Raw genomic sequence first — 25,010 nt, forward strand, 5'->3', positions numbered from 1 at the left:
TCTGCGTTTATTGCGAGGGGGCGATCTTGGCACCGTGACTGGGTGCATCGTTTGCATACGTCGGAAGACGAAATGGCCGCGACAACATCGCGCCGGCCTCCGTCGCACTCAGCGGCTTGCTGAACCAGAAACCCTGGATCGCCGAGCAGCCGTTGTCTATCAAAAATGTCAGTTGCGCACGCGTTTCCACGCCTTCCGCAATCACTTCCAGATTCAACTGCCGGCATAGCGCTACCACGGCGCGGGCGATCGTCTGATCGTTCTTGTTTTCGGTAACGCCGCGCACGAAGGACTGATCCAGCTTTAGACGCGCAATCGGGAAGGACTTCAGTGCGCTGAGGCTCGAATACCCGGTACCAAAATCATCGATCGACAGGCGCACGCCCATTTTTTCGAGAATGCGCATCCGCGCGACCGCGCGCGGCACGTCCAGCATGATGACGCTCTCGGTGATTTCGAGTTCCAGATAGGCAGCATCCAGCCCGCTGCGACGCAGCGCGTCGGCTACGGCATCGACCAGGCTGTCGTCGGCGAATTGCCGCGCAGACACGTTGACGGACATGATGACCGGATCGTAGCCGGCATCCTGCCACGCTTTGTTTTGGCGACAGGCCGCTTCCAGGACCCAGGCACCAATCGGCACGATCAGTCCGTTCTCTTCGGCAAAGGAAATAAACGTGGAGGGCATGATCACCCCGTGTCGGGGATGATGCCAGCGCAGCAACGCTTCCATCCCGAAAATACGCGAGGCGGCGAGATCGACCTGCGGTTGGAAGACGAGCTGAAACTCGCCCCCATCCAGCGCATGTCGCAGCGCTTCTTTCAAGCGCAGTTTCTCGCGCGCCCGCGCGTTCATCTCCGATGTATAGGCGCGCCAGGTATTTCGTCCGCTTTCCTTCGCCCGATACATCGCCGCATCGGCATTCATCAGCAGCGTCTGCGTATCGTCGCCGTCTTCGGGGAAGCGTGCCGAGCCGATGCTGGCGCTGATCCGATAGTCTTCGTCGAGCAGGCAGACGGGCTCGGCGATGACGGTCCGGATATAGGCGATGGTGCTGGCAAGACCATCGGCGTGGTGCTCCGGCGCGCAGAGCACCAGCACGAATTCGTCGCCGCCGAGACGCACAACCATGTCGGCAGGCTCGATCGCCGCCATCATTCGGTGCGCTACCGTTTTCAACAGAATGTCACCGGCGTGGTGACCCAGGCTGTCGTTGATCAGCTTGAAATTATCCAAATCGATAAAGACGACGGCGACCTGGCCGCCTTGCGTGCGTGCGCGCGCCAACACCTCTCCGAGACGTTCGGACAGCAGGATGCGGTTCGGCAGGCCGGTCAAGGCATCGTGCTTTGCCATATGGCGAATCCGCTTCTCCACTTCGAAGCGCTCGACCGCGATGGCTGTCAGTCGCGTCGCCGCGGCGATTGCCTCCAATTCCGCTTCCGATGCCGAACGTGGATCGCGCACGAAGACGAGGAGCGCCGCCAAGGGGCGGGCCATGCCGGCGTGGGCTAGCTCGACGTCATAGCCGGTGCGCTCCACGTCGGTCAGTGCCTGATTGCCTGGCATATCGCTATGTGCCAGCACCGGAAAGGCCCAGCAGTCGGCGAAGCCATGCAGGCCGCAGCGCGCCAGCATGACGCCGAATTCCGGATCGGTCGTGCGCGATAGATGCACCGGCCGACGATAGTGAATCGCGCGACCACCGGGGCCCGCATCGGGGCCGATCGGTGCGCCGTCGGCCAACTCGCGATAGACGCTCGGCATGTCGCCGACCGCGCCGATGCGCAATGCCGTGCCGTCCGGCGCGCAAAGCAGGATGGCGCATCGCGCATGGGCAATCTGTGCATCCAGCGTTTCGAGCAGATGCGCGAGAATACGGTCGAGCGGCGTGCCTGTCGCGATCATTTCGAGCAGACGGTTCTGCTCGACGCGCCGCACGTCGGTCAACTTTTGCGGGCTGATATCGCGAATGATCGACACCAGACCGTCTTCGACGCGGACCACTTGCCGATGCAGCCAAATTCGCGTGCCGTCGGGGCGCTCGTGCAGCCATTCGCTCGCCTCGGTCTTGCTCGTCGTGGCGACGGAGATCAGCGCGGGAAAGCCGTCGGGACCGAAGAGATTTGCCGATGCGTCATCGATACGCCGGCCGACCAGCGCGATCTGCGACTCGCCCAGTAGTTGGGTGGCACGTCGGCTCGCGGCGGTGACGATAAAGGAGACGCCCCCTTTGTGCCAGCGATGCAGCGTGCGCAGCACGACAAAGCCGTCGAGGCTTGCTTCCGATGCGGCGAAGTAGGTCCGCTGGATTTGTCGTGCATTATGGCGGCTGCGCACGAGTTGCCAGCTCATGCGGCTCAGCAACGCGGTCAACAGCAGCAGGACGCCTGTCGCGACCCATGCCGATAGCAGATAGGTCCGGCGGCTGGCGCGGTAGTTCGCCATCTCCTCGTCGAACGAGAGGCCGACGACGGCCGTCAGCGGGAAATCGTGCAAGGCGCGCGCGCTGGTCAGGCGCACCGTGCCGTCGCCCCAGCGAACCCGCGTCACCGCATAGGACGGATGGGCGACCAAGGGCGTGGCATCGGCGTCGATCAATGTGTCGTTCCACGCAGTCCGATCGCCGATCTGCGCGGCTCGAACCTTCGCATCGGTACCAGCGAGCAATAGCATGCCGGCATCGCCCATGCGGTTCCGGTCATATCCGCTCGTGAAATAGCGCCCATCCACCGTGAGGAGCACCACGCCGACGAATCGACCGGCCGCATCGTACAACGCCCGACTGAACGTGACTAGGCCCTTTGGTGCAAGCGGATCGTGGATGCTTTCGCTCATCAGTGTGGCGCCATCCGCATCGTCGTATTCGACGGCCTCGGGTTCGGCGGGCACATCGTGATCGGCGACGTTTATGAATCCGGCGGTAGTCGCTACTTTCTTGGCATGCAGCCCGTCACGTCGCAAAGGATGCCGATGGGGACGTGGCGATGCCGCCTGCGCATGGAGCGGCCTGTGGGCGCGTGCGCGCCTGTCGGCGACGGTGGGGGCGTGTTTTTGCTCTCGTGGAATCTCGCGTTTGCGCGCGCGTGCGTGGGCTTTTTCTTTCCCGTGTGCGTGCTCGTGCTCATGCGCGTAGAGGTGCTTGGCCGGGCGTGCCTGCGTCAGGCGATGCCGATGTCGGGCGGCGGGAGCGCCGACCAATGTGTCCGGTTCGGCGGCAGGCCGATGCTGGTCGGCGCTGGCCGCTGCATCTCGAAAAAATGCTCGATCCGCAACGCTGCTGCCGTCCAGGCTGTGTCCGCCGTTACAGTCGCGCACGATGCCCTGCGCGTCGGTGACTGCCAGGACGAAGACGGGCGGTGGGGGCAGCATCCCTCGCACCTCGTATTCGCGCAGCCGCGTCTGCGGAGATTGCTTGAAATTGAAGGCAAGCATGCGCAGCGTCTGATCGATATAGACCAGGTTGCGCTGTAACTGCGCCTCGTACGTATCGGCTAATTCGCGTGCGTTTTGCATCGCGGCGCGGTTGGCGGCAATTTCCTCGACGCGCAGGAGCCGATATACCGACAACCAGCCGACGGCGAGCAAGATCAGGCAGAAGATCGGCAGCAGGACGTGTGTGTCGGTCAGACGCCAGCGTGCGGCGGAGGCCAAAAGGCGTTCCGCGACACGATCCGGGGACGGCGTGTTGTCGGGCCTCATGGATGCGCCGACGCCGCGGCCGCGTTGTGGCGGACGGGCGCTTGACGATGACTAGCGATCGCCACGGGCGTGACGCGGCGCACCGGGCGGGCTGCCGCGTTGAACGCAGGCAGGCCGGCCCTGGCGGCCATTGTCGGTGCACGTACATCCGTCGACAGACGGAAGCAATCGCTTTTCATGGGTTTCGGGCGAGTCTGTGCTCGTTGTCGAAGCTTGGAACGACCCAGGCGACCGACGGGCAGAGTACGTCACTATGACGACGCGTTTGCTCCGGAGTACGGCTTGCCGATAAAGTCGCGCCAGGAAGTGACATGACTATTTGGGGTTATCGAGACGGTTAACGGCAGCGGCATCGAAAACTTTAGTACGTTTGTTTGATTTTTTGAGAGGGGCGGGGTAGGGCGCGGTCGCGCGTCAAAAGCGGTAGCGCATGCCGATGCGCGCCACGCTTTGCTGGGCGCTACTGGATAACGCAAGGCCGTCGATATTGGCGCGAGCGGTCGCGCCGCTGGAGTCGATCCCCGCCGCGCGTTGGTATTGCGCCAGCGCATAAACATCGAGTTGTTTCGATAAGGCGTAGTCGACGCTGGCGCCCACTTGATGGTACCGGACGCCCGCTTGGCCGTCGTGAGGGCGCCCCCACGTGAAGTGATAAAAGCCCCCGATCGACAGCGCCCGCGTCATTTGATACCGGGCATTCCCTTCGATATTGTAAAAAAGCACGTCGTCGCGGAAGCCCGCCGGATTCGGCCCGGCGTCGGAGCCCAAGCCCGAGAATCGGGTATGACTGAAGGAGCCCGCGAACGTCCAATGGTCGTGACGATAGATGCCCATGATCGCGGCGACGGTTTGCTGCCGTGCCGAGGCATATCCCCCTGCGATCGTCGGCGCGACCGTCAGCACCCCCACGCTCTGCGCGGTGCCGTCCCATGCCGAGAGATTGGGCCGGTTGAACGAGATCCACCCTGCGGCGAGGGTCCACGACGGCCTGTCGTATCGCAATGCCATCGAGATGATCTGGTCTCTCGACAGCGCGTCGGGGGTGTTGCCGAACGCATAACTGGCCCCGGCGCGCCATCCGTGCAGCGGTGCGCTGATGAACTTGATCGACTGATTGCTCTTGTAGGTGGAATCGAGATTATCGATATCTGCTGGATGGGTCGCCATCCAACTGCCGAACGTATTCGACGCGTTTCCGTCCCATAAAAGATCGCCGAACACGTCCCATTGCCGTCCGAGCGTTACGGTGCCGACATCGGATTTCGACAGACCCAGCCACGCCTGTCGTCCAAATAGTCGGCTATTTTGCTGGATTTTCCCGCTATTAAGGTCGAAGCCATTCTCCAGCGTGAACACGGTGCGCCAGCCACCGCTCAGCGTGTCTTCTCCCTTCACCCCCCAGCGATTGCTGCTCATCGTACCGCTGACCAATTTCGTGTCGGCATGGCCGCCTTCGTTGCCGACATAGTTCATCCCGTTATCGAGAATCCCATACAGCGTCATCGTGGCTGCCCGGCTTGGCGTCGGGGCGCAGAGGGCGGTCAGGCCGACGGCCGCCAGAAGGGGCGTCAATTGACGGAAAGGTGCAGGAAACATCGGTTCTCCGGAAACAGTCGCCAAAAGCGTTCTTGGATAAAATTATCGATAATCGGACCATCACGGTCTGCGATTGACGAATCGTAGGCGATAATAGGGTGGGTTGAAGGCAATAAACAAACACATGTCTTCTTTTATCGATTATCGATTTTTCTGACAGCGAGCAATGACGACGGACACTTCGGCAGAAAGCGCGACGGCGACATTGCGACAACGCATCATCGAAGGCGTCTACGCCGGCGGCAGCGCACTGCGACAGGATCATCTGGCGCGCGATCTGGCCGTCAGTCAGGGAGTGATCCGAGAGGCGCTTCGTGCGCTGGAAGGGAACGGCCTCGTCACCATTATTCCGAGGAGGGGCGCCCGCGTGATCGCGTTGGACGAGGGCGTGACGCGTGAAAATACGGAGATGCGCGGCGTATTGATGGCGCTCGCGTTACAACATGCGCTGCCGAAAATGCGAGCGGCGCATATCGCCGATATCGAGCATGCGCAGGCGTGGTGTGAAAAAGCGGCGTCGCTGGTCGAATGGGACGGCGCCAATCGCGCCTTTCATCGGGCCTTGATCGCATCTTGTGACATGCCGCGGCTGATCAGCGTGCTGGACGACCTGGAGTGGACGAATTCGCGTCTGCTGTTCGCTGCGGCGCAATCGGCAAGTTGGCGAATGCGATCGAATCACGATCATCGTTTGATCATCCAGGCGCTCAAGGCCAAGGACCATGAGCGCGCGGAGAACTTGCTGGCGCGGCACGTCGGGACGATGGAGCGAGTGCGATTGCCGGTGGCGTAACCGGGAGAAATAAGGGCGTTACGCCCATTGCTTATCGCGACCGATCGGCTGCTATGCGTCTGACGCGGCCGCAATCGCGCGCGGCTATCGTTTGGCGGAGCCGTCGACCTCGTCGATGATCGCGGCCAACGTCTTGATAAGCGCGTCGAAGCGATCGGACGCCGTATTGCCATAACCGAGCACCAGCCCGCGCGCGGAGTCGCCCGTGTCCAGCGCGAATTCCGACAAGGGAAGCAGGCCCATGCCGTGTGCGCGGGCGCGTTCGGCGATGTCGCGATCCGGCAGGTGGTTCGGCAGACGCAGGGTTAGGTGCATGCCGCCCATGCCGCCCTGGATCGACACGACATCCGATAGGAGGTGTCGCGCGATCGCGGCGCGCAGCGCTGCCTGACGCTCTCGATACAGGCGGCGCATTCTGCCCAGATGACGGGTGAATTGCCCCGACTGCATAAAATCCGCCATTGCACACTGTTCTATCCGATGGCCGCCGCGCAGCATATGCTGCAACGGCGCCGCTAGCGCTTTGGTCGCGGCGTTCGGCAATACCAAAAAGCCGAGTCGGAGCGAGGGGAACATCGTCTTGCTGAAGGTGCCCACATACAGCACATTGGCGCGCGGCGTCAGGCCTTGCATCGCGCCAATGGGCTTACCGCCGTGCCGGAAATCGCTGTCGTAATCGTCCTCGATGATCCATGCGCCATGCTGCGCGGCCTTGTCGATCAAGGCAAGGCGACGCGGCGCGGACAGGACGGCGCCCATCGGATATTGATGCGATGGCGTCGTGTAGATCAGCTTGGGCGTATGCCGACTCCAGGCCTCGTCCGCGATGCGCACGCCATCGGCATCCACCGGCATCCCGATCAATGTGAGATCGCCGGCTCGGAACGCCGCTTTTGCGCCACGGTAGCCAGGATCCTCGATCCAAGCGTTATCGTCGGGATTGCAGAAGAGTCGAACGCATAACGATAGCGCTTCCTGCGTACCTTCGGTGATGACGATGTCGGCTGGGTCACAGAGCACGCCCCGCGCAAAGGCAAGGTGCTGCGCGATGCATTCACGCAGTTGCGGTTCACCCAGCGGATCACCATAGCCGAGCAGCGTCGTGCCTGTCGCGTGTATCGCCCGCTCGATGGAGCGACGCCACGCTCCGAGCGGAAAATGCGAGAGCGCGGGGACCCCGGGGCGAAGCGGCGCTTCGGCATTGCTGGCGGGAGGCGGGGGCACCCGCAGCGGCGCCAGTCGGGCAGCCAATGGTGGCTGGTCATTATTCGATGGCGGCGGAGTACGAAGGGCTTGGCTCGGCGACAACAGCGCGACACGCGTGCCTTGCCGGTCCGGCTCGATGAAACCCTCGGCGGCGAGGAGATCGTACGCCGCCGTCACGGTATTGCGGGATACCGATAAACGCGTCGCCAATTCTCGCGACGCGGGAATACGCGTGCCCGGCATCAAGCGGCCGGCAAGAATGGCTTCCTTGAAACGACGAAACAGCTGGCGCTGCATGGGCAGTGCGCCGGGACCGCTTTCGAGGGGTTCGTCTTGCAAATCCATGGGCGGCGCGGACGGTCTGGAGGGGCGCAGATCGTGGCACCTCGAAAAGAGGTGCCGCTGGCACTTTTATAAGAGCCATGATTTGCGTAATTTAACGATCAGGCATGCCGCCGTCAATCGCGAAAGGAATATCTCAAAATGGTTCGACACAATGAATTCGATCAGCCGATCGGCCCCGCATTGCCGGATTGGCGTGGGCGATCGCGCCCGACCCGCGTCACCTTGACGGGACGATTTTGTCGACTGGAACCGCTGAACGCGGCGCGTCATGCAGACGCGCTTTTCGCCGCTTACCAACAGGCGCCAGACGCTCGGGATTGGACGTATATGACCGCCGGACCGTTTGCGACGCTGGCGGCCTACGGCGAATACTGCCAACGCGTTGCACAGTTGGAGGATCCGATCCATTTCGCGGTGATCGATCTGTTCAGCGGCGAAGCCGTCGGAACGCTGTCGCTGATGCGCATCGATCCGGCGAACGCGGTGATCGAAGTGGGCAACGTGGCCTTTTCCCGTTTGATGAAGCAGACGCCGATCTCGACGGAGGCGCAGTTTCTGCTGATGGGGTATGTCTTCGACACACTGCGGTATCGACGCTACGAATGGAAGTGCGACAACGCCAATGCCCCTTCGAAGCGCGCCGCCGAACGCCTTGGCTTCGCGTTTGAAGGGGTATTTCGGCAGGCGCTTGTCTATCGTGACCGCTCGCGCGATACGGCGTGGTTCTCGATCATCGATAGCGAATGGCCGGCCTTGCGCGGTATTTTCGAGACGTGGTTGTCGGAAGGGAATTTCGACGCCAATGGCGTGCAGCGCGAATCATTGGCGGCGCTTCGCACGACGGCAATCCAAGCGCCTCGGTAGGCGCGTGGCAATCCATTACAGTCCGGGATAATGCCCCGCGGCAATATCGTCCAGCAGCGTCGGGTGCGTCGGCTTCCACCCCAACAGCACTTGGGTCTGCACGCTCGACGCAGGGATGTCGGCACCGTAGAACATCCCGAGCCAATTGAAATGGCTGGCGGCCTGATCCGCGGGAATCGATGCGGTCGGCAAGCCAAGGGCCTGGCCGAGCGCTGTCGCAATGTCACGGGTCGCAATGCCTTCTTCGGCGACGGCGTGCAGCGCTGAACCGGCAGGCGCTTTATCGATCGCGAGACGCACCAGCTCGCCGGCGTCGAGTCGATTCACTGCGGGCCAGCGATTGCGTCCCTCCTCGATATAGCCTGACACGCCTTTGGCGCGGGCGGTCTGCGCAAGGACGGCGACGAAGCCATGATCACCGCCCGCGCCATGCACGGTCGGGGCGAAGCGCACGACGATCGGACGAATCCCGCGCTCGGTCAGGCCCAGTGTGTAAGCGGCGTTTGCGATGCGTGGATGACCCCCTGGCTGGGGCAGGTCGCGCTCTGTGCCCGCGCGGCCGACTGCAAGCCCGAGCGTGCCGGACGCGATCAGCAGCGGGCCGCCCGTGCCTTGCAGCACATCGGCAAAGACCTCGATCGCGGCCCGATCGGTCTGCGCCGCTGCGGCCATTTGAGAGAAATCATGGTTATACGCAAGATGAACGACGCCCTCGACCGACTGCGCAGCCCGACGCAGGCTCTCCGGATCGTCCAGGCTGCCGCGCACCGCTTCCGCGCCCAACTTTTCGATTTTCGCTGCCGAATCGTCGTTCCGCGCCAGTCCAAGGACGTGATGACCGGCTTCGAGCAATTCTTTGACGCTGGCAGATCCGATCCAACCCGATGCACCGGTGACGAGGATTTTCATACAAGACTCCTGTGATGTCATTGTGTGACATCAGTATAGCGCTATGATGTCACACTGTGTCAACACCTGATGGAAACAATTATGGGACGGTGGGAGCCGGATACCGAGAACCGCTTTCGCGCGGCGGCGATCGAACTATTCGGGGAGATCGGTTATGAGCACACGACGGTCGCGGCGATCGCGCAGCGTGCCGGCCTGACTTCGCGGACGTTCTTCCGCTACTTTGCGGATAAACCCGAAGTCCTGTTCAATGGCTCGGAGCGCTTGCAGGAAACGCTGGTAACGGCGCTTCTCGCGGTGCCGCCAGAGGCCGCACCGATCGATGCCGTCAGTGCGGCACTAACGGCGGCGGGCGACTTTTTCGATGACGCCCGTCGTCCTTTCGCGCGTCTGCGTAACGCGGTGATCGCAACGAACCCGGCGTTGCACGAACGCGAGCTGATCAAGTTGGCAACGCTATCGGCGGCACTCGCAGCCGCTTTGCAAAAGCGCAATGTCGATGCGCAGGACGCGAGTCTGCTCGCGCAGGCAGCCATCGCCGTGTTCCAATCCGCGTTCTCCACTTGGGTGGCAGAGTCCGAACGCCGTAGCTATGCGGAGATCGTCGTCGATGCGCTGGCGCGCTTGAGGCGACTCACAGGACAATGACACGCCGCGCGCGCCGGCTACCGATGTCGTGCACATCGCGCGAATCGGATCGACGACTTTGTGACATCACGATGGCAAACCCGCGATCCATTGCGTCATACCGTGACGTCGTGCCGATGCGCGCGATTTACCGCGCGTAATGCAAGCATGCGTGCTCTCATCGCGATATCAGGGTCGGCCCTAGCGCACTGCATTACCTTGCTGTGTGTTTCTCGAATACGACATCAATCAGGCACTCATATACGGTTTGATCCAACACGCTTGCCTGAGCTGCTATACAATTCGGCCAGCAGTAATCAATCGTTACGTTCTAAACAAAAACAGTTGGACGTTGTCTTTTTGGGATGGGGGGAGATCATGAAGCAATTCGAGAAAGCGCACATCGCGGCATTCGCTGGTGCCTTGATGTTGTCGGTGCCGGCCTTTGCACAAACGAGCGTGACGCTCTACGGTGTCATCGATAACTCGATCACCTATCAAAATAGCCAAACCGCTTTGGGATCGACCGCCAATGGCCGTTCGATTTTCAAGATGACCAACGGCGCCAATACCGGTAGCCGTTTCGGCCTCAAGGGCAGCGAAGAACTGGGTGGTGGAAACTACGCGATTTTCCAGTTGGAAAGCGGCTTCAATAGTGCCACCGGCGCGCAGCAATATACCAATGCCATGTTCGGGCGTCAGGCCTGGGTCGGCTTGAAGAACAATCAATTCGGTACGTTGACGTTCGGTCGTCAATACACCTCGTATTATCAACTGCTGTCGCCGTGGAGCCCGACGCAATATCTGACGGGCTTCAGCGGTGCGCATCCGGGCGACCTCGATGCCTTGGATACGACGGTTCGTGTCAATAATTCGATCGTCTATACGTCGCCGAAGATGTACGGCTTTACGTTCAGCGGCAACTACGCAATGGGCGGCGTGCCGGGCAGCTTCAACGCCGGTTCGACGTGGAGCACGGCCGTGCAATACGTCGCGGGCCCGGTGGGTGTCGGCGTCGGCTTCATGAAGCTGAACAATGCAACGCCGGGTGGCGGTGCATTCGGCGCGAATTCCACGGCGAACACGAATGGCGAGCAAGCGGTCAGCGCCGTGACCAATGGCTATCAAACGGCGCAGTCGCAGCAGCGTTTCGCCGTGGCCGCCGGCTACACATTCTCGCCTGCCTGGGACATGAGCGCGACCTATAGCAATGTCCAATATGCACCGGGAACGAATTCGCTGTTCCGCGATGAGGCCGTATTCAACACGGTAGGCGCCGTACTGCACTATCGTCCGGCCCCGCAATGGAGCTTTGGCGCAGGCTATAGCTACACGTGGGCAAGCCGCGCCAACGGCATCAACGACGCAGCGAAGTATCAACAAGTTTCGGCACAGCAAACCTATAGCTTGTCGCCGCGCACGACGATTTATGTGTTGCAGGCTTGGCAGCGCGCAAGCGGCAAGACGCTCGGCACCGCCGGCTCGTCGTCGATCATCAACGCGACGCCTTCGATCGGCGATGGATTCAACTCCGCACCGTCCTCGTCGGCCACGCAGATTCAGGTCACGTTGGGCCTGGTGCATAAGTTCTAAATGCGCATCAGCCGTAATGCCGATGATTCGGCATTACGGTTCAAGGCACCGTCGGCGCTCGGCGGCAATGTGCCGACGTGCCTGTCAGCCAAGTCTGCTTTCATCGCCGAGTGTTTCTCGGCGATCGTCTTTTATGCCCGGTCGTCAGACGCGCGGCAAGCGCTATCCCATCGCCTGATTCAGAATCGCGTACGTCGCATAGTCGGTATTCCCCACGACCGACGGCTCGTCCGGTCCCGCATTGCGCACCATTTTCACGCCAGTGTCGACCGCCGGCAGACCGCAGGCTTCCAACCATTCACTCAGCACGGCATTCCCGGCGATATCGATGCGTAGAAAGTCGCCCGCGTGCCGCGCCAGCCAGTACGAGATCAAAACCTTGGCCGACCTGGCCGCGTCGTCCCGTTCGGCGAAGACCGGACCGATCACATGACCGCGCCCGAAGCGTCGGAAGAAAGCGCAGCCGATCAACGCACCGTCGCGTTCCAGCACGAGCGTCTCGGCCACGTCTTGTAATGCAGGCAGCGTATGGTGGTGATCGATGCCGGAACTGCGTTGCATCAATGCGATCAACTGCGGCATGTCGGCCGCGTGGCCTTGTCTGAGGATATCCCCGGGTAGTGGGGCGATGGCAGCAATCTCGCCAACGATGGCTTGATGCTGCGTGACGCTGCCGCAAGCATCGAATCCCAATTTCTCGTAAAGCGGTTGCCCGGCAGGGGTCGCATGCAGGAAAGTGACGCGATCACCCAATACCGCGAGCACGCGCGTCATCAATTCCCGGCCGATGCCGCGCCCCTGCGCATCCGGTGCGACGATCACCAAGCCGAGCGCGCCGTGTTTTTCGCCGAAACCCCAGCATAGCGCCGTGCCGATCAATTCGCCATCAGCCTCCGCGACAAAGCCGGTGCCGAGTGCCGCGACGAATTGCCAATCTTCCAGACGATGCGGCCAACGTACGGCCTGCGACAGCCGATGCGCGCTCGATAGATCCGCCGACGTCATTCGACGGTAGCGCGGGGCGGGCGTTTCGAGGGACGACGGGACGACAGCGGCCATGGACAGCTCCTGAAGGACGGTTTGGACACAATATCTCATTTTATTGAACGCATTCCAAGCGTTCGTGGCTTTTTTCAAAACCAAGGCGTGGTCTTTGGCGGGGCCGGGCGCCTTTATAGGAGCAACATCCTCCATGCTAAAACGGATTTATTTTGATACGTGGCTTTTGTCGAAATATTCACTATACTGAAAAAAATGCACCGGCGTTCACCGCACTGCAAGGCCTACGGCGCGACTTTCGGCCGTCAACGCCGGCTGCGACAACCCGGTGATCACCGTTTCAGGTTTGGATGGATTCCAAGGTATGACAACAGCGATTCTCGATTTCGATCCCGCCGCGACGGTTTTGCCGCAGGGCCATTTTATTGCCGGGGTCTACCATCGGCCTGGCGAGGCGATGATCCACGTTCGCCGCCCCAGCGACGGCCGGGTGATCGGTCAAGTGCCCGACGCGAGTCCTGAGACAGTCGATTTCGCGGTCGAGACGGCGCTCCATGCCTGGCGAAGCAGCGGGTGGAGCCGACGGGCTCCGCGCGAGCGGGCGCAGGTCCTGCTGCGTTGGGCGCAGTTGATCGATGCGCATCGCGTCGAGCTGGCGCAGTTGGAAGCGTTGAATTCGACGCGGCCCGTCAGTGAAGCGTACGCCTCCGATGTCCCATTGACCGCCGAGGTCATCCGCTTCTTTGCCGAATTTGCGGACAAAGCCGGTGGCGATGTGGCGGCCACCCGGCAGAACAGCCTTGGTTTTGTCGCCGCGGAGCCGTACGGAGTGATCGGCGCCATCACGCCATGGAATTTTCCGCTGTCCATGTGTTCCTGGAAATGTGGTCCGGCCTTGGCCGCCGGTAATGCCGTGGTGCTGAAGCCGTCGGAAATGACGCCGTTCTCGACGATGCGGCTGGCCGAGTTGGCGATCGAAGCCGGTTTGCCGGCGGGGCTTTTCAATATCGTGAACGGCGGCGGTGCCAGCGCGGGCGCGGCCTTGACGCGTCATCCCGATATCTCGAAAATCAGTTTTACCGGTTCGACGACGACGGGCGCGTCGATCATGCGCGATGCCGCGCAGTACGGCACGAAGCCGGTGACGCTCGAACTGGGCGGCAAAAGCCCGCAATTGGTCTTCTCGCACGTCGCCGACGTGGACGAGACGGCGCGGTGTGTTGCGCGCGGCTTTATCGCCAACGGCGGCCAGGCGTGTGTCGCCGGCACACGCCTGATCGTGCACAAGCAACTGGCAGAGCGCTTGATCGCAGGCGTCTTGCAACATCTGGAGGGCATCGAGCCCGGCCCGACATGGCTGGCCAGCACACGCTACGCGCCGATCATCAGTGCGCCCCAGGCGCAACGTATTCAGGCGATCGTCGACCGTAGCGTTGACCAGGGCGCACACGTATTGTGCGGTGGCGGGCTGTTCGATGGAACCGGTGAAGGGTATTTCTATCGCCCCACGCTGCTGACGAATGTGACGTCATCCACTGCCGCTGTCAGAGAGGAGCTGTTTGGTCCGGTGCTGACCGTCCAGACCTTCGAGGACGAGGAGGAGGGGATCGCGCTGGCGGGACACCCTACTTACGGTCTGGCGGCCGGCATTCATACCAGCGATATCGGACAAGCGATGCGCGCCATGCGCGGCATTGCGGCCGGCACCATCTGGATCAATCGCTATGCGCGGAGCGGGGATATGATCATCCCGACGGGAGGGTTCAAGCAATCGGGTATCGGCAAGGACCTGGGTCGCCAGGCATTCGAGTCGAGCCAACGTTACAAGAGCGTATTGATCGACTTTTAAGACACTATACGAGGTCTCGCTCGCAGGGGAAAAGTCCGTCGATGCAGCGGCGACCGGCAGCGTATTTCAAAAACGTTTACCCAACAGGAAGGCATGATGATCGATTTCGAGCCCAAATACATCACGTTCGATTGCTACGGTACGCTGACGAACTTCCAGATGGCGGAAGCGGCGCGGCATCTCTATGGCGACAAGCTTAGTGCCGAGAAAATGGCCGAGTTTATCGAATATTTTCGGGGTTATCGCCTCGACGAAGTGTTAGGGGCCTGGAAGCCGTTTCGAGAGGTCGTCGTCAATGCCGTGCGGCGGACGTGCGAGCGGACCGGCGTGCCGTTCGACGCGACCGGCGCGCAGGGCATCTACGAAACGGTGCCGACGTGGGGCCCGCATCCGGATGCCGCGGCGGGATTGGCGCGGCTGGCGTCCAAATACAAATTGGTGATTTTATCGAACGCGGCGGACGAGCAGATCGCCAGCAACGTCGCCAAGCTCGGCGCGCCCTTCCATCTGGTTGCCACCGCGGAACAGGCGCAGGCTTACAAGCCCCGTCAGCAGGCGTTCGAATATCTGTTTTCGCAGTTGAACTGCAATCCGGCGGATGTCCTCCACGTATCGTCCAGCTTCCGTTATGACTTAATGACCGCGTATGATATGGGGATAAAAAATAAGGCCTTCGTCAATCGCCGTCATGAGCCGCTGAATGCAGCCTATGAGGTCAACGAAGTGAAGGACATCCCCGATCTCGCCACGCAACTGGGCCTGTAGTCGCATTGGCGTGGGACGCGGTGTGCGAAAAAGGCGTCGCTGATATCGGTGGATCAGGCATACGTCATTGAATGTGGAAACGATGAAAAAAGGGTCGAACGAAGACGGGCGGCAGTATTCGCGGAATGCGATGTCGCTATCGGAAGCGTCGGTGTCGGTGCTCGCGCCGGGCGGGGGTGCCGCAACGGAGCGGATCGACGCCAATCAAATGGGGCCGCGACTGCGGGAGCTTCGCCAAACGCTCGGGCTGTCATTGAAGGTGCTTGCCCAGCGCAGCGACGTGTCGGTCGGCATGATCAGCCAGATCGAACGCGGTCTGGCGAATCCGTCCGTGCGGATTCTCGAACAGTTGCGTGTGGCACTCGATGTACCGCTGACCACGCTCCTCGAAGGCGAGAGCGAGACGGCGGCGGCACCTGAGTCGGTGGTTCCGGATTTCGTTCGGCGCGCCGATCAACGCCCGCAGTTCACCGTGACGGCCGGTGGCTTGTCCAAGGAGCTGCTTTCACCGCATGGGCAGCATGCGCTGCAGTTCATGATTATTACCATCCCGGGTGGGTCTCGCTCCAAGGAAATTCTGCTAGGGGCGGGTGAAAAGGCCGGGATGGTGATGGACGGGTCCATCGTGTTGACCGTTGGCGGTCGTTCGGAAACGCTCGGTCCGGGGGATAGCTTCCAATTCAATAGCGAGCTCGATCACAGTGTAGCCAACACGACGCGGCGCACAGCGCGCATCCTTTGGATCATGCATGTGCGGCCGCCGGTGGTCCACCTTTGAGCGTTCGACAACGGTGTGTGCTGTCTTGTCAGGATTGGCGCCTTTGAACGTTTGGCGGATGCGGAGTATCGAACGTCAGCCTGGTGGTAGCGTTTGAAACGCGCGCAGCTTGGGAAGTGCGCGGAGACATGGAAGGCCGCCGAGGTCTTCATCATATACGTAGTAATCCGAAGTAGTAAAGAGTACTGCGCCTGCGCCGGGATCGAGCGAATAACGACACGCATGCCGAACGCCGTTCCCGGACGGGCAGGTCTATTAGGGTAAAAACATCGCTAATTTCACTATATTTAATTTTGTAGTGATGTAATCGAAGATAGTGAACGGGCTTCGAGCGTGTCGCAATGTGAATGAGCGCGCTTCACTGTCTGTCGTCTTACCCGTCGAACGCGCTGATCGCCGGCGTCCTTCCCATCCTTCGGAGTCATGTCGCATGAGCAAAGATGATGTCAAGCGTGTTGATAGCGGTCGTCGTGAAATGATGCGGAACCTGTTGGGGGCCGCCGTCATGGTAGGAGGGGGAGCGGCTAGCTTCCTTGTGCATGCGGCGCCGGCCGCAAGCACGACACCGCGACGGGGCGGCACGATACGCGCGGCGTTCGATAGCAATTCGACGGGCGATACGCTGGATCCCGCGAAGGGTTCCGCGGGCGGCGACTATATCCGCGCTTTCATGTTCTATAGCGGCTTGACGCAACTCGACGGCACGCTTGCGCCGACGATGAATCTGGCCGAGTCGATCGTCAGCAATGACGCCAAGGTGTGGACGATCACGCTGCGCAAGGACGTTACCTTCCATGACGGCAAATCCCTGGTCCCGGCGGACGTGATCTACTCGCTGTTGCGGCACAAGGATCCGAAGATCGCGTCGAAAGTGATGACGCTGGCCGAGCAATTTGTCGATGCGAAAGCGACTGGCCCGAATCAGCTCGAATTGACGCTGGCGAATGCCAATGCGGATTTGCCTGTGCTGCTCGCCGACGCGCATCTGGTCATCGTTAAAGACGGCACCACCGATTTCTCCAATGGAATCGGCACGGGCCCGTTCAAACTGAAAACCTTCCAGCCGGGCGTGCTTACTGCCGGTATCCGCAACGAGCAATATTTCAAGTCCGGCCTGCCGCATCTGGATCAAGTCGAGCTGGTCGGTATCTCCGACAGTGCCGCGCGGGTCAATGCATTGTTGGCCGGCGACGTGCAACTGGTCAATGCCGTCAATCCGCGTTCGACGAAGCAGGTCAGTGCCGCGCCTGGTTTCGCCATTCAGGAAACGAAATCGGGTATGTATAGTGATCTGATCATGCGGGTCGACGACCCGCTGACCGGCAACCGCGATTTCGTACAAGGCATCAAATATCTGTTCAATCGCGAGCAAACCCGCGATGCGGTATTCGGCGGCTATGCGGTGATCGGCAACGACCAGCCCTTGCCGCCGATGCACCGTTATTACAACGCCGAGGTCAAGCCACTGCCTTTCGACCTCGACAAGGCCAAGTTCCATTTCAACAAAGCCGGCGTCATCGGCAAGAGTACGCCTCCGGTCTTTGCCACGACCGCGGCTAACGGCTCGCAAGACATGGCGGTGTTTCTACAGCAGGCGGCTGCAAGGATCGGCGTGGCGCTCCCGGTGAACCGTGTGCCCGCGGACGGCTATTGGTCTAATTATTGGATGAAGAAGCCGCTCAGCTTCGGCAATATCAACCCGCGGCCCAGTGCCGATGTGCTGTTCTCGCAATTTTTTGCGAGCAAAGCGCCTTGGAACGAGTCGGGCTGGAATAACCCCAAGTTCGACCAACTGCTGTTGGCGGCGCGCGCCGAAACCGACGACGCGAAGCGCAAGCAGATGTACGGCGACATGCAACAGATCGTCAGCACCGAAGGCAGTATCGCCATTCCCGCATTCGTCAGCTTTCTGGACGGCTATGACAAACGGGTAAAGGGGCTGAAATCAATTCCGACCGGGCCGATGATGGGCTTTTATTTCGGTGAATACGTCTGGTGGGATGCGTGACAAGGCCGGCGCTGCCAGTGAGTGAGCTGGGGCACGCGGGAGGCGCGGTGTGGCACAAGATGGGTTGAAACGTTGAGGGTGGAAGATGTCTGTTTTATTGGAAAAGGTCGAGAGCAGCGCTGCATTGCCGGAACAGGCCGATGTTGTCGTGATCGGTGCCGGTATCGTCGGCGTGTTTTCGGCGTACTACCTCGCGCAGCGTGGATTGCGCGTGGCATTGATCGAGAAAGGCTATGTCGGTGCGGAGCAGTCGTCTCGAAATTGGGGCTGGTGCCGACAACAGAATCGCGACGCGCGCGAATTACCTATTTCGACGATGAGTCTCGATCTATGGGAGCGTTTCGCACTGGAAAGTGGCGAGGACACCGGTTTTCGACGTTGCGGCCTGCTGTATCTGAGCAATGACGACGAAGAGCTTGCCCGCTGGGCCAAGTGGCGCGACTTCGCCAGGACGGTGGGCGTCACGACGCATATGCTCGATGCGAAGGAGGCGATGGCCCGGGCGGGCATGACGTCGCAAACATGGAAGGGTGGCGTGTTCTCGCCGTCCGACGGCACCGCCGATCCTGCAAAAGCGGCGCCGGCCGTCGCGAAGGCGCTGATAAAGCTGGGCGGAACCGTGCATCAGCAATGCGCGGCACGTGGGCTGGAACGCAGCGGCGGGGCGGTGTCGGGCGTGGTGACCGAGCTGGGCACGATTCGCACGCGATCCGTCGTGCTCGCCGGGGGCGCGTGGGCCTCGTCGTTTTGCCGCCAATTGGGGGTTCGCTTTCCGCAAGCATCGATTCGCTCGTCCATTCTGTCCGTATCGGCACCGACGGCGGTGCTCCCGGCGGCCTTGCATACGGCCGGCGTCTCGTTGACGCAGCGTAGTAACGGCGCGTACACCTTGGCGATCAGCGGCCGAGGCCGTGTCGATCCGACGGCACAGATGCTACGATTCTCGTCGCAATTCTTGCCGATGTTCGCCAAGCGATGGCGCGCCCTGTCGCCGGGCGGGCTGCAGGGCGTACGCAGTGGTCACGAGACACTGGCACGCTGGCGGCTCGATGCTCCCACGCCGATGGAGACCATGCGCGTATTGAATCCGGCGCCGGACCAGCAAGCGATTGCGCTCACGCATAGCCGCGCGCTTGCCTTGATCCCGGCGTTGGCGAGCACGACTATCACGCATCGGTGGGCCGGCTATATCGACAGCACGCCGGACGGCGTTCCGGCGATCGGCGAGACGCGAGAGGTCCCCGGACTGGTGTTGGCGGCCGGGTTTTCCGGCCATGGTTTTGGGATAGGGCCCGGGGCGGGCCATCTGGTGGCCGATATCGTGACGGCGGCAACATCGGCAATCGATCCCAAGCCGTACGATCCGGCGCGATTCGCCGTATCGTCGTGGGGCAAGGTCGCGGATTTCTAGCGATCGCACCCGGTTTGCGGCGCGCCGGCAAGCCCGGCCGGCGCCGTTCTTTCAGTGCGCGGCCTGGAGGCGGGACGACGCTGCGTATGCCGTTTTCCCATTCGAGCCGGCGGTGCGCGTGAAAGCGGCATCCGCATTGTTGTTCTCGCCGTCGATCTTGAACACCTCGACGGCGACGCGCAGGTGCGACGCCTGATCTTCCAGCGAACTGGCTGCGGCGGCGGCCTGTTCCACCAGCGCCGCGTTTTGCTGCGTGACCTCGTCCATCTGCGAAATGGCTTGATTCACCTGCTCGATGCCGCGCGTCTGTTCCTCGGACGCCGCCGCGATTTCCGCCATCACATCGGTGACGCGCTGAATCGCCTTGCTCATCTTCTCCATCGTTTCGCCGGCCCGGGCGACCAGTGTCGAGCCCGCTTCCACACGGCTGCCGGACGTGTCGATCAGGCTCTTGATCTCCTTGGCCGCACTCGCGGAGCGTTGCGCCAGCGATCGGACTTCCGTTGCGACCACGGCAAAGCCTCTGCCCTGTTCGCCGGCGCGGGCTGCTTCCACCGCCGCATTCAAGGCCAGGATATTGGTCTGGAAAGCGATCGATTCGATCATCCCGATAATGTCAGCGATTTTCCCGGAGCTGTCTTGGATATCGGCCATCGTCTGCACGACTTGTCCGACGATGACGCCGCCGTCGTTTGCGACGGACTTCGCCTCGCCGGCGAGGTTGCTCGCCACGCGTGCGTTGTCGGCATTCTGTTTGACCGTCGCCGTCAACTCTTCCATGCTGGCGGCCGTTTCTCCCAGCGATGCCGCTTGTTCCTCGGTCCGTGACGACAGATCGTTGTTCCCCGCCGCAATTTCCTTGCTGGCGCTGGCGATCGCCTCGCCGCTATGGCGTACACGACCGACCGTCACTGCGAGGCCGTCGCGCATCGTTACGAACGCCTCCATCAGTCGGCCCATCTCGTCTTTGACGCCGATTTGTACCGGCCGCGTCAGATCGCCATTTGCCATCGCTGCAAAATGAAGGAGCGCGGCGTCCAGCGGTGCGTTGATCGCCTTTGCCAGGGACCATGCCGTCGCCGCCGCGGCGGCAAGCGCGAAAGCGATCAGCACCAGCACCAGGACGGTCGAGCGGGCGTACGTCGCTTCGGCATCCTCATAGGCTGTTTTACCGACGGTGAATTGGTGCGCCTTCAGATTGTCGTTTGCGTCGACGACAGCGGTGTAGGCCTTCCCGACGGCGTTGGCGACGCTGTAATATTGGGACGTGTTGCCGTTGCGTACCGCATCCGAGAACGCGCCGAACACATTGCGCAATGCCTCACGCTTTTCCGCGACGACACTGGATAACTGCTTCTCCGCGTCGTCGGCCGGGAGGGCGGTGAACTGCGCCCAGGCTTTGTCCGACGCGGCCCAATAGACCAATCCTTTATCGAGATCGTCGCGTCCGAGCTGCGGCGTGGTGGCCAGCGGCGCGCGCAAGACAACGGCTCGGGCGCGGCCAATCTGGATTTCCATATCGCCGAGGTAGCGCGTCGCATTCAGGTCATTGCGGTAGGTGTCGCGCAGGCTGCCGACGGCCTTGTTCATGCCGAATAAACCCAAGGCGCCGACGACCACGACCAGAATCGCGAGAAAGAAAACGGAGACGCGCAAGCGCCAACGAATTGACATAGTGCCCATGAATGTCGCGTCCTTCCAGCCGTTGATGTGAGGGAAAGTAAATGCCGTAGTGGGACAGCGGCCCTAAAGGTAAACGGCCGAGTAAAACATTTATGAAGGGGACTTATGGAAAATCTTTGTATGGCGCCGCGGTTTAACGCGAACAATGTGTGACTCGAAAGCAGCGAAACAGGAGCCGGCGCAGAAAATACGTCGGTTTCCGAGCGATTTTCCATCTCAAAGTACGTCGGCTGAAACCGTTCCCAGCGCTGCCGTTCAACCTGTTTGCGCGACGCTTTCTCGGACAAAGCCGACAAACCGCGCCGCCGCCGCATTGGTCGCGCCTGAAAAGCCGTTCTCGGCGTCTTCGGTGCGTGCGCCGTGCGGTGCATGGCGCGGGTAGGCGAGATGAAGCGGGGCGGACAGTGCCGCATCCGAATGGAGCGGGCAGTAGACGATATCCTCATGGCGATAGCCCTGCATTGAAGCGGGCACCAAGGTAATTCCCATTCCTGCGGCGATCATATGAATCCCGGTCAGCATGCGCGGCACTTCGCGCGCGATCTGCGGCGCGAAGCCGGCCTTGTCGCAGGCGGCGAGAATATCGGCATACATGCCCGGCGCGCCCGGACGCCTGACAAGAATGAAGGGCTGGTCCGCCAGTTCCGCCAGACGAATCCGTCGTGCTTTGCCGCGTGTTCTCGCCAGCAGAGGATGGCCTTTGGGCAGCACGGCCACCATCGGTTCGTCCAGGACCTGGAACAGCCCGATTTCGGCGGGAATTTCCACGGGCTTGCGCAGGAAGGCCAGATGCAGTTGTTCAGCGCGGAGTTTTTCCATGATCTCGGCGGCATTCAATTCCATCATGTCGACGCCCACGTCGGGGTAGGCCTTGCGAAACGCGCCGATCAGTTGGGTCGTCACCGGGTGAAACGCGGCCGAGCTGGTCAGCCCGATCAAAATCGCGCCGAGCTCGCCTTCCGCGATCCGTCTGGCATGCGCGACGCCTTGGGACAATAAGGTCATGACGGTTTCGGCGCTTTGCGCAAAAGCTTTTCCGGCGTCCGTCAGAATTACCCCGCGCGGCAGGCGCACGAAAAGTTCGAAGCCCAGCTCGTCTTCGAGTAGGCGAATCTGATGCGATAGCGGTGGCTGTTGCATCGCGAGCCGTTCCGCCGCGCGCGTCAGTTGCCCTTCCTCGGCAACCGCCAGGAAATATCTGAGATGGCGCAATTCCATAGTCGATCGGCGTTCCTTACGCAGTGTCCCACTGTGCAGATTAGCGATTTCCAACAGACCATTGCCATATTTTTTGCGTATGGCAGACGCTTCGAAAGAGTATTTTACATCTGAATCCAACGGTCATACGATGCGCCATCCACCTTGCAAAGATGAGGTGGGAGGATGTCGTCACCCGGGACGGGATGACGGAACGACCCCAAAAAGAAGGCGAAATAATCGCCTGACGGAGACTGTAGTGAACCGACACCCCTCATCCGCCGGGGCGGCTTGCCCCCGCCGTGCCCGCCGCATTTTCTCCGCTTCCGCGCTGTCCGCCCGTCACGTGTCCGTGAGCGCCGTCATGGCCGGCGCGCTGTTGAGTGTCAGCACGGGCGTCTATGCGCAATCCGACGACGCCGAACCGCGATCGACGAGTGCGGCAGGCTCTGTCACGCTATACGGGATCATCGACACCAACGTCGAGTTTCTCTCGCATGCCGCCGCGGGCGGTGGCAGTGTCGTACGAGAGCAGTCGGGCGGATTGCATAGTTCGCGATTTGGTTTTCGCGGCAATGAGCCCCTCGGGGGCGGGACGGCGGCGTGGTTTGTGTTGGAGTCCGGCTTTAATTCGAACGACGGCACGCAGGCCACCGCCGGGACGATATTCAATCGGACGGCCGCCGTCGGGCTGCAGAACGACCGCTACGGTTCGCTTTCCTTCGGACTGCAATACACTCCGATGTACGACACGCTCGCGCAATACGATCCGATGGATTACGGGCAGCAATACACGTGGTTCCCGACGACAGGCTCATCGGATGACTTCGCGTTTCGCGCGCGCAATAGCAACTCCGTCAAATACGTAGGGCGCTATCGCGGTTTGACGGCAACGGCCGAATACGCATTCGGCAATAGCGCGGACTCGTTCCAGAGTAGCGCTGCCTATGGCGGTGCACTGAATTACGATGGCGGACCGTTCGGCTTGGCCGTTGCCTACGACTATCGCAATGGTGCAATCAATACGACAGGCACCTGGACCAAATCCCGCAACCTCAGCATTTCGGGACGGTATAACCTCGGCCCCGCCAGGATCACCGCGGGCTATGAGCATTATCTGTATAACCCGACGAAAGGCGCCTCGGCCGCGCAAGCGCTGTTTTTCGGAGGGATTCGCTATCCGGTGTCGCCAGCCGTGCAGCTCACCGCCGCGTACTACTACGAAAGGGACAAGACGCCGGGCATGTCGAACGCCTGGATGGGCGTCCTCAGCACGCAATACGCGCTGTCGAAGCGGACGTCGGTTTACGCCACGGTGGCGTATGCGCAGGCGACGCGTGGTTTCAACAATCAATATACCCCGGTGGGCACGACCGACAGCACGGCGTTCGGGCCAAATCAAACCGGCGTCACGCTCGGTATCTTGCATCGGTTCTGATCGCGAATCGGCATGGGGTTGAAAGGAGAGCAGGAATGCAGTGGAATAAGGCAAGACTAGGGGGCATCGCGCTCGGCGTCGGACTCTTGCTGGGAGGGGCGTCTAGTATGAGCGTGGCGGCAGGCGAGAGTGCCGGGCATGCCTATGCACCCCATTTGCGGCCGGTCAGCCGCATCGCCGAGACGATGATCGCCATTCCGTCGAATGGGGCGGCGGCGGAGCAGGATAAGCCGGACGGCGCGGCGATGCTACCGGTGTATCTTTCCCGGGATTGGACGAAGCCTCAGCCGGATGTCGTCAGGGCGATCATCGTGATTCATGGCAAGCTACGCAATGCCGATCGGTATTTCGAGACGGCACAGACGGCCGAGCGTGAAGCGGCCAAAGGCGGCGCCAATGTCGCCGGGACGATTTTGATCGCGCCGCAGTTCCTGGCGACGATCGATTTCGGCATGCGGGCGCTGCCGGACAACGTGCTACGCTGGGATGCGAACGGTTGGATGGCGGGCGAGGCGGCCGTCGCGCCGCGCCCGATCAGCTCGTATAGTGCGCTCGATGCGATCATTGCACGCCTGGCGGATCGAACGCGATTCCCGGCGTTGCGCGAAGTGGTGATCGTCGGACATTCCGGCGGCGCGCAGGTCGTACAGCGGTATGCAATCGCGGCGCATGATCTGGGCGTGCTGGCGACGGAACATATCGATGTGCGTTACGTCGTGTCGAGCCCCTCGTCCTATGCGTATTTCAATAAGGAAAGGCCGACGGCGAATCATGGTTTCGGGCCATTCGAAGCGTCGGCTTGTCCTGGCTACGATGACTGGAAGTACGGCATGTCGCGTCGGCCTGCCTACCTTGCCGACCGTAGCGTGGCGCAATTGGAAGCGACCTATGCCTCCCGTCATGTGTTCTATCTGGTGGGCGGAAACGATGACGACCCCACACAGGCGGCACTGGACCGGAGTTGTTCCGCGGAGGCGCAGGGTAGCGAGCGTGTCGCCCGCGCGACCGCCTATTTCGCGTATATGCAAGCGCGGCATCCGCAGGGGCTGACGCAGAGTTTGCATATCGTCCCGGGCGTTGGGCATAACGGCGCCCGGATGTTGACGTCGGTCTGCGCGATCGATGCCATGTACGACACGGGGGAATGCCGATGAATCCAACTGACAATGCGGTGCCGGTGCTGCAGGCAAGCGCCGCGGCGGGGGAGACGTCCGTGCGCGCCGCGCCCCCGGCGCTCTCACCGGCC

General features: G+C 61.4%; 17 protein-coding genes and 1 pseudogene. 11 read left to right on the forward strand and 7 right to left on the reverse strand.

Annotation, left to right across the window (positions count from 1 at the left end):
• Positions 1-7: 7 nt before the first annotated feature.
• A complete protein-coding gene (locus tag ABEG21_RS20420; protein ID WP_347557250.1) occupies positions 8-3,703 on the reverse strand; it encodes an EAL domain-containing protein in 3,696 nt (1,231 codons plus the stop codon).
• Positions 3,704-4,117: 414 nt separating this feature from the next.
• Positions 4,118-5,299, reverse strand: a complete 1,182-nt coding sequence (locus ABEG21_RS20425) for a porin (protein WP_347557251.1) — start codon at positions 5,297-5,299, stop codon at positions 4,118-4,120.
• Between the two features lie 166 nt (positions 5,300-5,465).
• Between ABEG21_RS20425 and ABEG21_RS20430 the strand changes: the two genes are divergently transcribed.
• Positions 5,466-6,092 (forward strand): GntR family transcriptional regulator, encoded by a 627-nt coding sequence (locus tag ABEG21_RS20430; RefSeq protein ID WP_347557252.1) that lies wholly within the window; start codon positions 5,466-5,468, stop codon positions 6,090-6,092.
• A gap of 84 nt (positions 6,093-6,176) precedes the next feature.
• On the opposite strand, the gene ABEG21_RS20435 is transcribed toward ABEG21_RS20430, so the two are convergent.
• Positions 6,177-7,643: a PLP-dependent aminotransferase family protein gene (locus ABEG21_RS20435; RefSeq protein WP_347557253.1), complete on the reverse strand. Its 1,467-nt coding sequence runs from the start codon at positions 7,641-7,643 to the stop codon at positions 6,177-6,179.
• Between the two features lie 138 nt (positions 7,644-7,781).
• Here ABEG21_RS20435 and ABEG21_RS20440 point away from each other — a divergent pair.
• Positions 7,782-8,480 (forward strand): annotated as a pseudogene (locus tag ABEG21_RS20440) (GNAT family protein); the annotation flags it as partial.
• Between the two features lie 42 nt (positions 8,481-8,522).
• Here the strand turns inward: ABEG21_RS20440 and ABEG21_RS20445 are convergent.
• Positions 8,523-9,416 carry an SDR family oxidoreductase gene (locus tag ABEG21_RS20445; protein ID WP_347557254.1) on the reverse strand — a complete coding sequence of 298 codons (894 nt, stop codon included), beginning with the start codon at positions 9,414-9,416 and terminating at the stop codon, positions 8,523-8,525.
• 69 nt (positions 9,417-9,485) lie between these two features.
• On the opposite strand from ABEG21_RS20445, the gene ABEG21_RS20450 reads away from it, so the two are divergent.
• Complete coding sequence (locus ABEG21_RS20450; protein ID WP_347557255.1) at positions 9,486-10,064, forward strand: TetR family transcriptional regulator; 579 nt, start codon at positions 9,486-9,488, stop codon at positions 10,062-10,064.
• 357 nt (positions 10,065-10,421) lie between these two features.
• Positions 10,422-11,636, forward strand: a complete 1,215-nt coding sequence (locus ABEG21_RS20455; RefSeq protein WP_347557256.1) for a porin — start codon at positions 10,422-10,424, stop codon at positions 11,634-11,636.
• Between the two features lie 162 nt (positions 11,637-11,798).
• Here ABEG21_RS20455 and ABEG21_RS20460 read toward each other — a convergent pair whose 3' ends face one another.
• Positions 11,799-12,695 carry a GNAT family N-acetyltransferase gene (locus tag ABEG21_RS20460; protein ID WP_347557257.1) on the reverse strand — a complete coding sequence of 299 codons (897 nt, stop codon included), beginning with the start codon at positions 12,693-12,695 and terminating at the stop codon, positions 11,799-11,801.
• 304 nt (positions 12,696-12,999) lie between these two features.
• On the opposite strand from ABEG21_RS20460, the gene ABEG21_RS20465 reads away from it, so the two are divergent.
• The 5 genes from ABEG21_RS20465 to ABEG21_RS20485 all read left to right on the forward strand — a co-directional run bounded on the left by ABEG21_RS20465 (position 13,000) and on the right by ABEG21_RS20485 (position 19,446).
• On the forward strand, positions 13,000-14,484 hold the full coding sequence (locus ABEG21_RS20465) for an aldehyde dehydrogenase family protein (protein WP_347557258.1): 1,485 nt from the start codon (positions 13,000-13,002) through the stop codon (positions 14,482-14,484).
• 96 nt (positions 14,485-14,580) lie between these two features.
• Positions 14,581-15,249 (forward strand): haloacid dehalogenase type II, encoded by a 669-nt coding sequence (locus tag ABEG21_RS20470; RefSeq protein ID WP_347558099.1) that lies wholly within the window; start codon positions 14,581-14,583, stop codon positions 15,247-15,249.
• Between the two features lie 82 nt (positions 15,250-15,331).
• The gene (locus tag ABEG21_RS20475) at positions 15,332-16,027 is read left to right on the forward strand and encodes a helix-turn-helix domain-containing protein (RefSeq protein WP_347557259.1); all 696 of its coding nucleotides are present in this window, start codon (positions 15,332-15,334) and stop codon (positions 16,025-16,027) included.
• Between the two features lie 430 nt (positions 16,028-16,457).
• On the forward strand, positions 16,458-18,035 hold the full coding sequence (locus ABEG21_RS20480; RefSeq protein WP_347557260.1) for an ABC transporter substrate-binding protein: 1,578 nt from the start codon (positions 16,458-16,460) through the stop codon (positions 18,033-18,035).
• Positions 18,036-18,120: 85 nt separating this feature from the next.
• A complete protein-coding gene (locus ABEG21_RS20485) occupies positions 18,121-19,446 on the forward strand; it encodes an FAD-binding oxidoreductase (RefSeq protein WP_347557261.1) in 1,326 nt (441 codons plus the stop codon).
• Between the two features lie 51 nt (positions 19,447-19,497).
• On the opposite strand, the gene ABEG21_RS20490 is transcribed toward ABEG21_RS20485, so the two are convergent.
• Positions 19,498-21,129: a methyl-accepting chemotaxis protein gene (locus ABEG21_RS20490; protein ID WP_347557262.1), complete on the reverse strand. Its 1,632-nt coding sequence runs from the start codon at positions 21,127-21,129 to the stop codon at positions 19,498-19,500.
• A gap of 255 nt (positions 21,130-21,384) precedes the next feature.
• Positions 21,385-22,347: a LysR family transcriptional regulator gene (locus tag ABEG21_RS20495; protein ID WP_347557263.1), complete on the reverse strand. Its 963-nt coding sequence runs from the start codon at positions 22,345-22,347 to the stop codon at positions 21,385-21,387.
• 238 nt (positions 22,348-22,585) lie between these two features.
• Here ABEG21_RS20495 and ABEG21_RS20500 point away from each other — a divergent pair, with 238 nt between their 5' ends.
• Both ABEG21_RS20500 and ABEG21_RS20505 read left to right on the forward strand, forming a co-directional pair.
• Positions 22,586-23,764, forward strand: coding sequence for a porin (locus ABEG21_RS20500; protein ID WP_347557264.1), 1,179 nt, complete (start codon positions 22,586-22,588; stop codon positions 23,762-23,764).
• A 35-nt stretch (positions 23,765-23,799) separates the two neighbouring features.
• Complete coding sequence (locus ABEG21_RS20505; RefSeq protein WP_347557265.1) at positions 23,800-24,918, forward strand: alpha/beta hydrolase; 1,119 nt, start codon at positions 23,800-23,802, stop codon at positions 24,916-24,918.
• Positions 24,919-25,010: the final 92 nt, after the last annotated feature.

It is taken from the genome of Robbsia sp. KACC 23696, assembly GCF_039852015.1.
GTDB lineage: Bacteria > Pseudomonadota > Gammaproteobacteria > Burkholderiales > Burkholderiaceae > Robbsia.